We start from the raw sequence: 15,514 nt of genomic DNA on the forward strand, positions 1-15,514 counted from the left end.
AGCAAAAGTATATCATTATCAACGATACTGCAAAATAATTATTCATAAAATAAGAATTTGCTATTAAATTTTTCACAGATTAAATGAAGGAACTAAAACATCTTAATAAATACTTGCTAAAATATAGAGGCAGACTGCTTTTGGGAATGTTTATAACCATTATCGCAACGGTCTTTAAATTAGTAGTTCCGATGAAAGTTGGAGATTCGGTAGATGTAGTACGTAAAAAAGTAAATGGTGAAATCACAGATATGGCATTTGTGGAAACAGAATTATTAAAAAATATTCTGCTTATACTAGGAGCTACATTGCTCACGGCGCTTTTCACTTTTATAATGCGGCAAACCATCATTATTGTATCTAGAAAAATTGAATTCGACCTTAAAAATGAAATTTTTCAACACTATCAAAAACTGTCACTCGGATTTTACAAACAGAATCGCACTGGTGACCTTATGAATCGAATAAGTGAAGATGTCTCTAAAGTACGCATGTATGTAGGTCCTGCCATTATGTATAGCACAACTACAATCACCCTTTTTGTTGTGGTAATTAGCTATATGTTCTATACCGCACCCATACTTACATTATATGCCATTGCACCATTACCTGTACTATCTATAGCAGTGTATCGATTAAGTATCACTATACATAAGCGAAGTACTATAGTGCAGCAGTATCTTTCAAAATTAACCACCTTCACACAAGAAAGTTTTAGTGGTATTGCTGTTATTAAAGCCTACGGAATAGAACCACGTACTAATAACGAATTTGTCGCCCTTTCTGAAGGTAGTAAGGATAAAAATATCGATCTAGCAAAGGTACAAGCCTTGTTTTTTCCATTAATGGTCCTTCTTATTGGTGTTAGTAACATACTAGTTATATACATTGGCGGAAGCAGATATATTAGCGGACAAATACAAGATTTTGGAACGATCGTAGAATTTCTTATATACGTTAACATGCTCACTTGGCCTGTTGCAATTGTAGGATGGGTAACTTCAATGATCCAACAAGCAGAAGCTTCTCAAAAACGGATTAATGAATTTTTAAGTACCGAGCCAGCTATTGCAAATACAGTTCTAGAAGCTACTCCCATTAAAGGGAAAATAGCTTTTAATAATTTAACCTTTACATACGACGACACCAACATAACGGCTCTAAAAAACATTTCTTTTAAAGTAAATCCAGGAGAAACACTCGCAATAATAGGAAATACGGGTTCAGGAAAATCGACCATTCTCGAATTAATAGGAAGATTATACGATGTACCAGAAGGACAACTTACTGTAGATCAAACTTCGATCACACAACTTAATTTAGATAGTTTAAGAAGTAGCATTGGATATGTTCCACAAGATGCTTTCCTATTTAGTGACTCCATAAAAAATAACATCCGCTTCGGAAAAGAAGAGGCTTCCGAAGAAGAAGTAATTGCTGCAGCTAAAAAAGCTTCGGTACATAAAAATATCATTGGTTTCTCTAAAGGGTATGAAACCATACTTGGAGAACGAGGTATCACATTAAGTGGTGGACAAAAACAAAGGGTCTCCATAGCCAGAGCAATTATAAAAGACCCGAAAATTTTGTTGTTCGATGATTGCCTTTCAGCAGTAGATACAGAGACCGAAGAAGAAATTATTCAAAACATCCATAAAATTTCAGCAAATAAAACAACAATAATTGTGAGTCACCGCATCTCTTCAGCTAAAAATGCAGACAAAATTATTGTCTTAGATGATGGGAAAATTATCCAGCAAGGAACTCATAATGAGCTCGTAAATACCGAAGGATATTACAAGGAATTGTATTCAAAACAACTATTAGAAAAAGAAATGTGAACTTAATCTTTGGTTATTTATATTTTTTTTAGATTTTTGGCTAAACATTAACAACGATAAAAATTATGAGTGATCATTATACGATGGAGCAAGAAGAGATTTTTAGTAAAGTAATGCGTGCTGGAAGGCGTACCTACTTCTTTGACGTTAGGGCAACAAAAGCAGGAGATTATTATTTAACAATTACAGAAAGTAAAAAGTTTACAAACGACGATGGTTCTTTTCACTATAAGAAGCATAAGATTTACTTATATAAAGAAGACTTTTCTGAATTTAAAGATAGTCTGGAAGAAATGATCAATTATATTATCGACGAAAAAGGCGAAGAAGTAATTAGCGAACGCCACCAAAAAGATTTTAAAAAGGAATCCGATAACGAAGTTGCTCAACAAATTGGAACTGCAAGCGACGAGCCGGCTCCAAGTAATTTTACCGATATAGATTTCGACGACATATAAACGATTTTAGTTCTCCTCACATACAATTAACCTAACCGACCTCAACTTTTGAGGTCGGTTTTTTTTATATTATATTTAAAAAATTCTTAACACCCACATATGAATATCCGATTCCTTATTTTTTTTCTTGTCGCTTCTATATCTTTTGCCCAAGACTATCAAGTTGATCTATCATATTATCTCCCTCAAGACGTCACTTATAATCCAAGCATTCCAACCCCAAAAAGTGTTATAAAGCATGAGGTTGGAGACTGGCACGTTACACACGATAAACTTGTGCAATATATGTATGCACTTTCTAAATCTTCTGAAAGAATTACTATAGAAGACAGAGGAACCACCTTCGAAGGACGTCCATTGCTATTGCTTACCATAACCGCACCTTCAAATCACTCACAAATTGAAACCATTCAAAAACAACATATTGCCTTAACCGAAGCAAACAATAATTCGATCGCTACAGCAGAAATGCCATTAGTTGTATACCAAGGTTTTTCCATTCACGGAAATGAACCCAGCGGCTCTAACGCTGCCCTTGCGGTTGCCTATTATCTGGCTGCTGCGCAGGGTCCAAAGATCGATGAGCTATTACAGAATACCGTGATCTTGTTCGATCCTGCATTTAATCCCGACGGATTGCAACGGTTTGCTTATTGGGCAAACATGCACAAGTCTAAAAACATCAACCCCGATCCTAACGACAGAGAATACGATGAGATCTGGCCGGGCGGTCGTACCAACCATTATTGGTTCGACATGAATCGCGACTGGCTTCCTGTTCAACTTCCAGAAAGTCGTGCGCGTATTGCAACTTTTCATAAATGGTATCCTAATATTTTAACCGATCATCATGAAATGGGAACGAACTCAAGTTTTTTCTTTCAACCGGGAATTCCTTCGCGAACCCACCCGCTAACACCTACTAAAAACCAAAAACTTACAGGAGCTATAGGTAAATTTCATGCAAATGCGTTCGATAAAATTGGTAGTTTTTATTACACCGAAGAAGATTACGACGATTTTTACTACGGAAAAGGATCTACCTTTCCAGACATTAACGGAAGCATTGGAATTCTTTTCGAACAAGGCTCTTCGCGTGGACATGCGCAAGAAAGTAATAACGGCATACTTACTTTTCCGTTTACTATTAGAAATCAGTTTACGGCAGCGCTATCTACTCTAGAAGCTGGTGTTTCGTTACGCACGCAACTACTCGATTACCAAAAAGAGTTCTTTAATAACGCTTCTAAAGAAGCAGCAACTGGAGGAAGTATAATTTTCGGGGATGAAAAAGATGCCTCGAAGGTTTTTCATCTCGCTGAAATCTTAGAACGTCATAAAATTTCGTTTCACGAACTAAAGCAGGATGCTTCAGTAAACGGAAAAAATTATAAAAAAGGCTTCAGTTATGTGGTGCCTAAAAATCAGAAGCAACACCGCCTTATAAACGCTATGTTCGAAAAAAGAACAACGTTTCAAGATAGTTTGTTTTACGATATAAGTGCTTGGACCTTTCCACTCGCTTTCAATTTGGATTATTCTGAAACCAATTCGGTAGCAAACGCAGGAAATGAAGTGATACAGCTTCAGAAGAAAAAACCTTCCGAAGTAATTTCTTCTAATTATGCTTATGTCATGGAATGGCACGATTACTACACCCCGAAAGTATTAAATAAAATTCTTCAAAAAGGACTACGAGCAAAGGTTGGTATGACACCATTTTCTATGAACGGCACTACGTACGATTATGGTACCATCCTTATTCCCGTGCACAATCAAGAATTAACTCCTAAAGCACTAGCAGAATTTATAAAAGAAGTTTCCACAAATTCCAATGTCACCATTACAGGCGTAACAACAGGACAAACTCAAGGAATCGATTTGGGAAGTAACGATTTTAAGACCCTCGAAACACCAAAGGTTGCGATGCTTGTGGGAGAAGGAGTTAACCCTTACGACGCAGGAGAGATTTGGCATGTATTCGATCAGCGGTACGAGATGTTGCTTACCAAACTCGATACACGTAATTTTAATCGAATCGATCTAAGTACTTATACCGACTTAATTCTCCCAAATAATTGGGGGAGCGGATTAGACACCAATGCAATTAATAAAATAAAATCTTGGGTTCGAAACGGAGGGACGCTTATTGCCTATAAAAATAACGGAAAATGGCTCGATAAAAATGAATTACTTAAAATGAACTTTAAAAAAGTAAAAGATACTGCTAGAAATATTTCTTTTGAGCAACGTGGAAATTATCGGGGGGCTAAAGTAATTGGCGGAGCAATTTTTGAAACAACATTAGATCGATCTCACCCCATTGCATTTGGATTTAAGAATAATACACTTCCTGTTTTTAGAAATTCTACCCTATTTGTAGAACCCGACACCGACAGTTATAACAATCCGATTCAGTATACCGAAACCCCACTACTAAGTGGTTATATTTCGAAACCAAATCTAACACTATTGAAAAACTCAGTTCCTTTTAAGATGGGTAATTTTGGACGAGGAACCGTAGTTTATTTTACCGATAATGGAAATTTTAGAGCATTTTGGTATGGTACCAACAAACTACTTATGAATGCGATTTTCTTCGGAAACCACATGTAGGTAAAAAGAAAGAAGTTTTGCCATGTTATTTATGAATGCATTTTCCGACTACCTTTCCAGTTACACTAAAACTCACTTATGAAGAAGTTATTTATTATTCTTGTTGCTACCACATTATTTGCTTGTGGAGCACAGAAAGGTACTACGAATATTGATGGAAATGGATTTATTGCTGAAGGATATGATGTTACTGAATACTTTAACGGCAAAGCTTTTGAAGGAAGCAATGCCTTTATAGCCACTTACGAAGGAGCTAACTATCGGTTTACTTCGGAAGCTAATAAAACCAAATTTGAAGCAGCACCTTCTAAATACGCGCCACAATACGGCGGATTTTGTGCCTATGCAGTTGGAGCTGACAATAAAAAAATAGGTATTAATCCCGAATCGTACGAAATTCGTGACGGAAAATTATATTTGTTCTACGACACCGTTTTCGCAGACACCAAAGAAAAGTGGATGGAAGAAGGAGCAGAAAGACTTCAGAAAAAAGCGGACGAAAATTGGATGGTTCTTAAACAACAATAAGTACTACTTCATAAATTTTAAAAAGCCCGATCTCACGATCGGGCTTTTATTTTCTAGATGTAAATTACTTTAACTTATTGTTTCTCGGCTTTAATTGTAACCTTAAGCACAGTTGTAACTGGAATATTTAAAAAAGAATTGGGAGCTACTAAACGTATAGCCGTATTGGTGTCTAAAGCTCCAAAATTTTCTCTAGGCTGCCTCATAACTTGAGACAGACCAGCTCCAGGATATTCGTCAGCCTCTGTTCCTGCGTCGTATAAAAAAACATGGGAAGTCACATTACCCTGTGTTGGAGTTCCATTTTTAAATAATGCGAGTCCATTTGGAGGAAATGCAAAAAACCAATCGTTACTTTGCATAAACATCGTTGCGAAAGAAAGGTGATCCCCTTCAGAAGCTGTAAATGTGAACTCGTATCTTGAATCGGGAGTAATTGGACCAGAAACATTGGTACCGACAGGTGTATTAAAAACCTCTGCATTGCTAACTTCTGCGCGGTCGTTAAGGGAATTCGCTAATTTTATAGGAGATCCATCTTCAGCAAGACCTTCGAGTCCTTCCCCGTAATCTTCCATAGTAAGATTAAATAAGGGTTCACTCCCTTCATTATGAATGGCCCATACCCCAGAAGAAAATGGAACTTTTAAACCAGTGACATTTTTTGTATTTGCTAATAAAGTTTCTGGGAAGCCATCTTCTGCGAGGTTTTCTAATCCTTCTTCACTACGCACAAAACCAGCTCCAGATGCAGCCATACTTTCATCAAAAAATGGAGATGATGAAGTATGTACTGCATATACGCCAGGTGATATGGGAACGGCAGCTGCAGAGCCTTCTCCCTGTCCAGGCGTCATGATTGTATTAACTTCTGACACGTTTTCGATACGAACTAAAAACTTTGCCGCCGAAATATTTTCGATTGTAACTTTAATAACATCCTCTTTGTTTGGTAATACGTTTCCGAAGGAATCTTTATTAGTATCGATACGAGTGACCACCCCATATTCATCTACCCCTTGATCTTCTACTAGCGGTCCCTGCTGATTTTTTTGATTCTGCCCTCCAGTAGCTTCATTAATTTCTGTACCTGCATCCCAAAGATATACTTCATTGGTTACATCTTCTGGTCCATGTGCACCTATCGGACTTCCAGTTTCAGTATACAATGAAATTCCTTGTATATCAGGAGCAAAAAACAAATCGTTCGACTGCATGAACATTGTAACAAATGATAACCGTGTACCTCCATCTCCCGGAATTACAACGGGACCCGCATCTATTGTAAATTCGTACGCATCTCCAGGAAATATAGGTCCTGAATCGAATACTCCCACTGGAGTGGTAAATGTGCCACTTTCAAAAATGGGTTTGGGAGCTAGAATGTTTTCTATCGTTACCGTAAAATTGGCGCTCTTTGCCGGGGCATTTTCATCATCATCGTTAGAACAACTAAATAGAAGAAGCGATGTGAGGATTAATAAAAAATAATACTTCATTGCTTGAAAATTTTATGCTGTTAATTATATATAAGTCGAACAAGCTACAAAGACATTTCTTCTAAATTGCTAAATATTAGCATTTTAAAAAAAACTTAACAGCAAAACAGTTTTATGTTAAATCGTCTGTCTATTTCAACACGATACCACTAAGCAATCTGTGTTTAAATAGTTTAATTAAAAAATTTAATTTAGAACACTTTAAATTTAGCTTTATTGAGATAGTGCTGTCCTTTAAGAAAAACATATCTTTGCACCTTTTTTAAGCGAACTAATATGTGGCAGAAAACCATCCAGAATTTCACTCAAAACCCTAAGAACGATATCCTTTCGGGACTTACTGTAGCACTTGCTTTGGTTCCCGAAGCGGTCGCATTTGCTTTCGTAGCAGGAGTTGATCCACTCGTAGGTCTCTATGGAGCTTTTATGATGGGAATAGTAACCGCTTTATTTGGGGGTCGTCCTGGTATGATCTCTGGTGCTACTGGAGCAATGGCGGTGGTCATGGTACATTTAATTCAAAAAGGAAATGAAGTAGGTGAAGCTTTGGCAACCCCTGTTGAAAATCTTGGTTTGCAGTGGTTGTTTATTACATTACTTTTTGTGGGAGGAATTCAGATTCTCGCTGGTGTATTCCGTTTGGGAAAATTTGTGCGTTTAATTCCTCATCCAGTAATGATGGGCTTTGTTAATGGACTGGCTATTGTAATCTTCTTATCTCAATTAGGTCTTTTTAAAGAAAATGTTGATGGAGTACAACAATACATGACTGGACAAAATTTAATGATCATGCTAGGGCTAGTGTTCTTAACCATGGCAATCATGTTCGGACTACCAAAACTTACTAAAAAAGTTCCCGCAGCATTGGTCGCTATTGTGGTAGTTGCATGCATTACGATTTTTGGTGGAGTTGAAGCAAGTACTGTAGGATCTTTTATTAAAGACGGTGGTGGTGAAGGGCTTCAAGGAGGTCTTCCAACTTTTCAAGAACAAATTTTTACACTATTTTATACACTCGCAGGTCATTGGGACCTTATTCTTTCTACAGCAATGATTCTTGCAGCTGTAGGACTCATTGAAAGTTTAATGACTCTAAACCTTATCGATGAAATGACCGAAACACGTGGAAGCGGAAATCGTGAATGTGTTGCGCAAGGTGGAGCGAATATTTTAAATGGACTCTTTGGAGGAATGGGTGGTTGCGCCATGATCGGGCAATCAATTATCAACGTAAATTCCGGTGGACGCGGAAGATTATCGGGCGCAGTAGCAGCAATTGCCTTACTTTGTTTTGTACTATTTGGAGCTCCTTTAATTGAGCAAATTCCCATTGCTGCTCTTGTAGGTGTCATGTTTATGGTAGTAATAGGAACTTTTGCTTGGAGTAGTTTTCGCATATTACATAAAATTCCATTAAGTGATGCCATCGTTTTAATTGCTGTGTCTGCAATTACTGTTTGGCAAGATCTTGCTATTGCGGTAATTGCTGGAGTTATTATGAGCGCTCTTACCTTTGCTTGGAAAAGTGCTACAATGATTCGCGCTCGTAAGCATATTAAAGAAGATGGTACGAAAGTATATGAAATCTGGGGACCATTATTCTTTGGTTCTACAACAGCATTTAACAATAAGTTTGATGTCTCTGGAGATCCCGAAGCGATTGAAATCGATTTTATTGAGTCGAAAGTAAGTGATCATAGTGGTGTGGAAGCTCTTCGAAACTTAGCAAACAAATACATGGATGCTGGAAAAAAAGTAACCTTAACGCATTTAAGCCCAGATTGTAAAACCCTTTTACTAAAATGGAACCCTGAGTTTGAAACTATTATTCAAGAGGCTATTGATGATCCTCGTTATTATGTAGTTACCGACATGTTAGATAGTGAGGTTTAATCATCACTTCGCGCAAAGTAGAAGTCCATTTTTTCTTGATTACCTTCAATAACGCCTTCTACCCAAGCGTGAATAGAGTCTTTTGTAGGATTAGTATAGGTGATTTGCTGCGGAAAATCATGGTTTTTATTTTCAAAAGTAAACTGTCCGGGTGCCGAGGGAATCAATATAAAATCTATAGGTTTATCATCATTCTGATTAACTGCAGTAACGGTTAAAATAACGTCTTTTCCTTGCTGCCGAATGAGCATGTATTCTTCAAAAACCGTGTCGTTTGCAACCGTCGTATAACTATGCCCCGAATACGCATTCTGATTTTCAAATTTCCAGGTTTCCCTAGAATAACTGTTTTCTGAAGTCGTGCTCCATACCCCCAACAATCCATCTAATTGCCGAATTTTATTTTCATTATTTATGGTACTAGAAATTTCTGAAACTTCTTTGTTCTCTGTAGTATTTTTACAGGCGAATACAATACAGATACTAAGTAGAACAAGTGCTTTTTTCATTGTCTAAAGATTAATTGTTATTTACAAGAGTTTATTTTTTTTTAAAGCGTTAGTCAATTTAAAGTTAAGTAATTTTAACTTATAATTTTAAAGAGTAAATGATCCTATAAAAATGATAGAAAAATCTAATTCGCAACTCATACTATCTATCATTGTTTTTGCTCAGTTTTGTTGTACTTCACTTTGGTTTGCTAGTAACGCGGCTCTCGAAGATCTTTTACAGGCTTATAAACTTCCAGAAAATATTCTTGGAGACCTTACTTCAGCCGTCCAATTTGGCTTTATAGTTGGAACATTACTTTTCGCATTTTTAACAATTTCAGATCGCTTTTCACCTTCTCGTGTATTCTTTATAAGCGCTGTGCTTGGGGCTATTTTTAATCTCACTCTGGTTTGGGATGGCAATACAATAAGTTCATTACTTATTTTTCGTGCACTCGTTGGTTTTTTCCTCGCTGGAATTTACCCAGTAGGAATGAAAATAGCTGCCGATTATTTCGAAGCTGGATTAGGAAGGTCTCTTAGCTTTTTAGTAGGAGCTTTAGTCTTAGGAACCGCATTTCCTCATTTTCTAAAAACATTCATGGAGGAAATCTCATGGAAATATATTGTGTATACCCCTTCAATACTAGCACTTTTTGGAGGTATACTTATGGTAATGTTTGTTCCCGATGGTCCTTATAGAAAGCGAAGTACACAATGGGATAGCAGGGCATTTATAAGAATATTTAGAAATAAAAAATTACGTGTTGCTGCTTTTGGCTATTTTGGTCATATGTGGGAATTGTACACTTTTTGGGCCTTTGTTCCAGTAATTTTAAAAACCTATGTTATTTTAAACCCAGAAGCACATCTTACTATTTCCTTGTGGTCGTTCAATATTATAGCTGTTGGAACTATAGGATGTATAGCAGGTGGTTTTATTTCTGAAAAATTTGGAGTGAAGAGAACTGCTTACGCCAGCTTATTATTTTCGGGTATGTGTTGTTTATTAGTACCGTTTCTTTTCTCTGCTTCAGTACCTTTCTTTTTAGCATTCCTTCTTTTTTGGGGAATGGTAGTAATTTCAGATTCTCCCCTATTTTCTACATTAATCGCAATGAATGTTGCTTCAGAAGTTAAAGGAGCTGCACTCACTATAGTAAATTGCATTGGTTTTGCAATTACAATTCTAAGTTTGCAACTACTTAATTATGTCGCGAATAATTTTATTTTGGAAACATTAAAAGGAGCTAGCAGCATGCTATCCATTTATTTATACATGTTATTGGCTTTAGGACCTATTTTGGGATTATTAGCGCTTCGTAAAAAAAATAAACCTACGAAATTCGAAGTCCGTTAGGTACATTAAGATTTGGTTCGAGTAACGTAACCTCTTTTCCATTAACCGCTCCAAGAACTAAACATTCGCTCATTAAAGGTCCAATTTGTTTCTTCGGAAAGTTAATTACGGCCACCACTTGTTTTCCAATAATATCTTCTGAAGAATATAAAGTAGTGATTTGTGCAGAGGATTTCTTAACACCAATTTCTTCACCAAAATCGATCTTTAATTTATAGGCAGCATTTCTGGCTTCAGGAAACTTCGTAGCTTCCAAAATGGTTCCCACTCGCATATCTATCTTTTCAAAATCGGACCATGACAGATCATTCATTGTGCTGAATTTTCAATTTATTACGCATCTCTTCAGAAATATACGTTCCGGCGGCACTGTAATTATCGACCAAAAGTCCCTTACGATCATCGTTGGTTTCAATTAAATATAAAATAGAATTATCACCTGGATCTGTCATTCCTTCAAAACGAAAATATTTTACTACTTCACAATCTCCGGCTTTCCATTTTTTCTTTAAGCCTTTCGATTCTACTCCATCTTCTACAAGGTTAAAATCTTCGTTCCAACCTTTTTTCTGAAGGTCTTCTATGGCTACTGATAATGATGAATATGATTCTTTCATAATGTTGGTTTTGATTTTTAAAGTTACAGGAGTTGAAAGACTTCTGCAAAAATTTATAGTTTATTTAATGTTATCTTGTATTGCATTGTTATTACTTTAAAAACACGAACCATGATCGAATTCATAAAAAAAAATAAACTTTCTATATACGGTGGGTTGATAACCATGTTATTTACTGGAACTGGAGCATTTTTTTTAGGTAATATATCAGGTTATGAAGCGAAGAACCTCATCACCTCCTCCATTTCGGGCATTAACATGCTCTGTAATACAATAGTTCTTGCTTCTGCCACCATTCTTGCATTATTACTCACCTTGTTAGGAATTAGTACTGGAACCGAATCAAAATTAAAAAGAGCTCACTATGAACAAGTGCTCAACATTGCAAAATTTGACACTATTTTATTTGTAGGGGCACTTATACTGTTTCAGTTATTTAATATACCAATTACTGAAGCTGAAAATGTTCCTACAGATTGGTTTGCAACCATATATTGGGCTACCTTATTTTTCTCGTCACTACTAAGTGGGATGATGGTTACTGTTATCCTTATGTTATACGCTACCGTAACAAATATTATTCTAATCGTAGGCTTAGGCAAAACAGACCATTACTTAATTTCATCTGACGAATTAAATGAAAATACTTCCGATGAAAGTGAAAAAAGAAACGATGATTAGTCCATGCTATTTTGCACATTTTATATCTTTACATACCACTAAAATCCGTTATTACACATGTCACTTACTCCTTCTACCATGTTACCATTAGGAACCAAAGCACCCGAGTTTTCTCTGTTGGATGCCAGCACTAATAAACTAGTAAAACTGCAAGAAGTACGCGGGGAAAAAGGTACTGTTGTAATGTTTATATGCAACCACTGTCCCTATGTGAAACACGTAAATGAAGAGCTTGTTCGAATTTGTAATGATTATCGCGTAACAGGATTTGGTTTTGTGGCTATTAGCAGTAATGACGTTAAAAAGTACCCCGCAGATTCGCCGCAGGAAATGTGGAACACGGCAAGAAAACATAATTATTCGTTCCCTTATTTGTACGATGAAACTCAAGAGGTTGCTAAAGCGTATGATGCCGCCTGCACACCCGATTTTTTCTTATTCGATGGTGCTTTAGAACTTATTTACCGAGGACAACTTGACAACTCCCGTCCGGGCAACGGAATTCCTGTAAACGGAAGAGATTTGCGAGAAGCTCTTGATAATGTACTTAACAACAACCCACAACGTACCGACCAAAAACCAAGCATGGGTTGTAATATAAAATGGAAGTAAGTGCTATGTAATGCGTATTGAGTATTGAGTATTGAATATTGAATATTGAATATTGAATATTGAATATTGAATGAAAAATAAATTATAGCACCAGAACCTACAAAATATTTAACTAAGAAAAGGTCATTTTAATATTTTACTACTGTCACATCAATTATTTCCACCCCTTCTGAAGCATCAAGTTTTCAATTTGAGTATAGTGATGGTTGCAGTGCCAAGCATAGATTCCTATATTTTCGGCTAATGTAACTTTTTCGTTTCCTTCGGGATGTATAAATTCTTGTTGAAGTTGATCTTCGTTGAGCACTTTCAGAAGAAAAACCCATTTTGCATGAAGTGCCGCTAGCGCATTAAGCGAAAGTTCAATTGGCATTTGTTTAGCATCGAATAGTTCTGCCCATTTTTTTTCGTCGTAAGATTTAATTAAAGGGTTTAACTCTGTAAGTGCCCACTTAAAACGGGTATAACTATTATGGTGACTATCGTATAGATGATGAATTACCTGTCGTACACTCCATCCGTTCTCACGATAGGGTGTATCTAATTGTGATTCTGAAAGGGACATGACTAGGTTTGACAACCGATTAGGAAAATGTTCTAGAATCGATATCCAAGCTTCTATGGTTTGCTTTGTTATGGTTGAAGGGCATTCAAAACGCCCAATAGGGTATTGTAGAGATGTAGTTAGCATGGTCTAAAAATACAAAACGCCCCAGTTTCCCAGAGCGTTCCTAATATATATTATTGAAGGTTCTTTCCTATTTAATCTCCATTAATTCTACATCGAATACCAGCGTGGCATTTGGAGGAATTACACCACCAGCTCCTTGCTCTCCATATGCAAGATGCGACGGAATGACAAATCGTGCTTTATCACCTTTATTTAGCAACAAAATTCCTTCGTCCCAACCTTCGATCACATTACCCATTCCTACAGGAAATTCGATTGGTTTTCCTCTTTTATAAGAACTATCGAACTCGGTTCCATTTGGCAACATACCTTTGTAATGTACTGCTACAGTTTGTCCTTTTTCTGGTTTTGCACCCTCGCCTTTTTGAATGTGCTTGTAATACAAACCGCTTTCTGTTTTATCGAATCCTGCTACAAGATCTTTCATAGCATCCTCTTGAGCTTTTTTAGCTGCCGCTTCACGTTCGGCTTTTGCTCCATTAAATTGTCTGAAAGCTTCTACTGCATTCCACTTTTTAGCATCATCTCCTACACGTATTATTTCCATTTTCTCAATAGAATGTCCTTGTGCAACGCTATCTACAACATCTTGTCCTTCTACAACATATCCAAATACGGTATGTTTGTTATCTAACCAATCGGTAGGGATGTGCGTAATAAAAAACTGACTTCCGTTAGTTGCGGGACCTGCATTTGCCATGGAGAATACTCCCGGTCTGTCGTGTCTCAATTCTGGATGAAATTCATCATCGAATTTGTATCCCGGTCCACCGGCACCTGTACCTGCGGGGTCACCTCCTTGAATCATAAAATCCGGTATTACTCGGTGAAATTTAAGTCCGTCGTAATAAGGAGTTCCTTGTGGTTTGGCTTCATTTTCGAGATTCCCTTCTGCTAATGCTACAAAATTTCCTACCGTTCCTGGGGTTCTTTTGTAAGTAAGTTTTCCTAAGATTTCACCTTTTTCAGTAGTAATCTTTGCGTATATACCGTCTTCCATTTTTTTGTTTTTTTAATAAGCTGCAAAGGTATTAATATTTCGATGTTTGTCCCTTATGAGAAATCAAAACTTTACATTCGCACTAAGAAATCAAGCTAGGATTAATAAATTCTATTCTTTTGTAGCGACACTGTGTCAATCTGTATACCAGATAGGTAACATTCTATGAAAAAAAGATACCAGGAATTAGATGCTTTACGTGGATTAGCGGCATTACTCGTCGTCTTTTTTCATTATACGATGGAGAAAGAAGAAGCTTCGCTGGGATTTGACTTAGGTACTACTGGTGTAGATCTATTTTTTATTATTAGTGGTTTTGTTATACTATTAAGTCTCGAACATGTTAAGAGTGCGCGTGAGTTTATTGCAAATAGAATAAGCAGACTCTATCCCACCTATTGGGCATGTGTGTCTTTTACATTTAGTTGCATGTTATTATACGCATGGTATATACATGATTTTAGTGGTATTAGTATGGTGCAATATGTAGCCAACATGACCATGTTTCAATACTATTTTAAAATTAGAAATATCGACGGCCCTTATTGGACCATGATCATTGAAATGGTTTTCTATATGTTTATGGTAGCTCTCTATTATTTTAAGGTGCTTCGAAAACTAGATGTTATATGTGTGGTTCTAATAAGTTTTACCGTGTCGGTAGTGCATTTAGATTTTGAAAACATTTGGGTGCAACGGTTCTTTTTTAAACTTCCATTTGTTCAATTTTTGCCTTTATTCTTTGCGGGAACAGTATTTTACAGAAAGATTACGAAAGGGCTAAAACACATCAAGTTTTTTGGTTTAATTCTTTTCTGTTTAGTTGCTCAAATCCTGTTGTTTGAATATTCTGGGCGCTCCAATTCGTTTATAACAGTTTGGGAATATGCAGGCATGCTAACAATATACTTTACGCTATTCCTAATATTTATTTATAACAAACTACGGTTTATTGTAAACAGCGCAACCTTATTTATGGGCAAGATCTCGTATGCATTGTATTTAATACATCAGAAGATTTCTATTGAATATATTATTCCAAAATTAACCCACACTTACAAAGTGGGATTCTGGAGTTCTTCGCTAATTGCTTTATCAATCGTTATTATAATTGCCACCATGATCACCTATTTAGTGGAGATTCCGTATAGTTCTAAATTGAGAAAAAAATTATACGCGGTAATGAAGGTACATTAAGGTGAATGCGACTGTTTCAATTAAAAGTAA

15 protein-coding genes are annotated in these 15,514 nt (G+C 36.5%); 9 read left to right on the forward strand and 6 right to left on the reverse strand.

The genetic code is table 11. From position 1 onward, the window contains the following. Window positions 1-83: 83 nt before the first annotated feature. From ULVI_RS14605 to ULVI_RS14620, 4 genes are all read left to right on the forward strand, one after another. Complete coding sequence (locus tag ULVI_RS14605) at window positions 84-1,841, forward strand: ABC transporter ATP-binding protein (protein ID WP_068593547.1); 1,758 nt, start codon at window positions 84-86, stop codon at window positions 1,839-1,841. Window positions 1,842-1,906: 65 nt separating this feature from the next. Continuing rightward, window positions 1,907-2,299, forward strand: coding sequence for a PUR family DNA/RNA-binding protein (locus ULVI_RS14610; protein WP_068593548.1), 393 nt, complete (start codon window positions 1,907-1,909; stop codon window positions 2,297-2,299). A 99-nt stretch (window positions 2,300-2,398) separates the two neighbouring features. Then, entirely contained in the window at window positions 2,399-4,915 is a 2,517-nt protein-coding gene (locus ULVI_RS14615; RefSeq protein ID WP_068593549.1) for a M14 family zinc carboxypeptidase, read from the forward strand. 78 nt (window positions 4,916-4,993) lie between these two features. Further along, window positions 4,994-5,443 carry a YHS domain-containing (seleno)protein gene (locus ULVI_RS14620; RefSeq protein WP_068593550.1) on the forward strand — a complete coding sequence of 150 codons (450 nt, stop codon included), beginning with the start codon at window positions 4,994-4,996 and terminating at the stop codon, window positions 5,441-5,443. Window positions 5,444-5,517: 74 nt separating this feature from the next. Here the strand turns inward: ULVI_RS14620 and ULVI_RS14625 are convergent, their stop codons facing one another. Continuing rightward, on the reverse strand, window positions 5,518-6,942 hold the full coding sequence (locus ULVI_RS14625) for a spondin domain-containing protein (RefSeq protein ID WP_068593551.1): 1,425 nt from the start codon (window positions 6,940-6,942) through the stop codon (window positions 5,518-5,520). Between the two features lie 276 nt (window positions 6,943-7,218). On the opposite strand from ULVI_RS14625, the gene ULVI_RS14630 reads away from it, so the two are divergent. Beyond that, on the forward strand, window positions 7,219-8,835 hold the full coding sequence (locus ULVI_RS14630; protein WP_068593552.1) for a SulP family inorganic anion transporter: 1,617 nt from the start codon (window positions 7,219-7,221) through the stop codon (window positions 8,833-8,835). Here ULVI_RS14630 and ULVI_RS14635 read toward each other — a convergent pair. Continuing rightward, window positions 8,832-9,344: a DUF6265 family protein gene (locus ULVI_RS14635; protein ID WP_068593553.1), complete on the reverse strand. Its 513-nt coding sequence runs from the start codon at window positions 9,342-9,344 to the stop codon at window positions 8,832-8,834. The genes ULVI_RS14630 and ULVI_RS14635 overlap by 4 nt on opposite strands. Before the next feature lie 112 nt (window positions 9,345-9,456). Here ULVI_RS14635 and ULVI_RS14640 point away from each other — a divergent pair, with 112 nt between their 5' ends. Then, entirely contained in the window at window positions 9,457-10,686 is a 1,230-nt protein-coding gene (locus ULVI_RS14640; RefSeq protein WP_197463522.1) for an MFS transporter, read from the forward strand. On the opposite strand, the gene ULVI_RS14645 is transcribed toward ULVI_RS14640, so the two are convergent. Further along, window positions 10,664-10,999 (reverse strand): tRNA-binding protein, encoded by a 336-nt coding sequence (locus ULVI_RS14645; protein WP_068593554.1) that lies wholly within the window; start codon window positions 10,997-10,999, stop codon window positions 10,664-10,666. The genes ULVI_RS14640 and ULVI_RS14645 overlap by 23 nt on opposite strands. Beyond that, window positions 10,992-11,303 carry a phosphoribosylpyrophosphate synthetase gene (locus ULVI_RS14650; RefSeq protein WP_068593555.1) on the reverse strand — a complete coding sequence of 104 codons (312 nt, stop codon included), beginning with the start codon at window positions 11,301-11,303 and terminating at the stop codon, window positions 10,992-10,994. Before ULVI_RS14650 ends, ULVI_RS14645 begins: the two co-directional genes overlap by 8 nt. A gap of 111 nt (window positions 11,304-11,414) precedes the next feature. Here ULVI_RS14650 and ULVI_RS14655 point away from each other — a divergent pair, with 111 nt between their 5' ends. Both ULVI_RS14655 and ULVI_RS14660 read left to right on the forward strand, forming a co-directional pair. Further along, window positions 11,415-11,984, forward strand: a complete 570-nt coding sequence (locus tag ULVI_RS14655; protein ID WP_068593556.1) for a hypothetical protein — start codon at window positions 11,415-11,417, stop codon at window positions 11,982-11,984. Window positions 11,985-12,041: 57 nt separating this feature from the next. Beyond that, entirely contained in the window at window positions 12,042-12,596 is a 555-nt protein-coding gene (locus ULVI_RS14660) for a thioredoxin family protein (protein WP_068593557.1), read from the forward strand. Between the two features lie 154 nt (window positions 12,597-12,750). Here the strand turns inward: ULVI_RS14660 and ULVI_RS14665 are convergent, their stop codons facing one another. After that, complete coding sequence (locus ULVI_RS14665; RefSeq protein ID WP_068593558.1) at window positions 12,751-13,287, reverse strand: YfiT family bacillithiol transferase; 537 nt, start codon at window positions 13,285-13,287, stop codon at window positions 12,751-12,753. 67 nt (window positions 13,288-13,354) lie between these two features. Then, window positions 13,355-14,287, reverse strand: a complete 933-nt coding sequence (locus ULVI_RS14670) for a peptidylprolyl isomerase (protein ID WP_068593559.1) — start codon at window positions 14,285-14,287, stop codon at window positions 13,355-13,357. A gap of 165 nt (window positions 14,288-14,452) precedes the next feature. Between ULVI_RS14670 and ULVI_RS14675 the strand changes: the two genes are divergently transcribed. Further along, a complete protein-coding gene (locus ULVI_RS14675) occupies window positions 14,453-15,484 on the forward strand; it encodes an acyltransferase family protein (protein WP_068593560.1) in 1,032 nt (343 codons plus the stop codon). Window positions 15,485-15,514: the final 30 nt, after the last annotated feature.

It is taken from the genome of Cochleicola gelatinilyticus, assembly GCF_001637325.1.
GTDB classification, from domain to species: Bacteria; Bacteroidota; Bacteroidia; order Flavobacteriales; family Flavobacteriaceae; genus Cochleicola; species Cochleicola gelatinilyticus.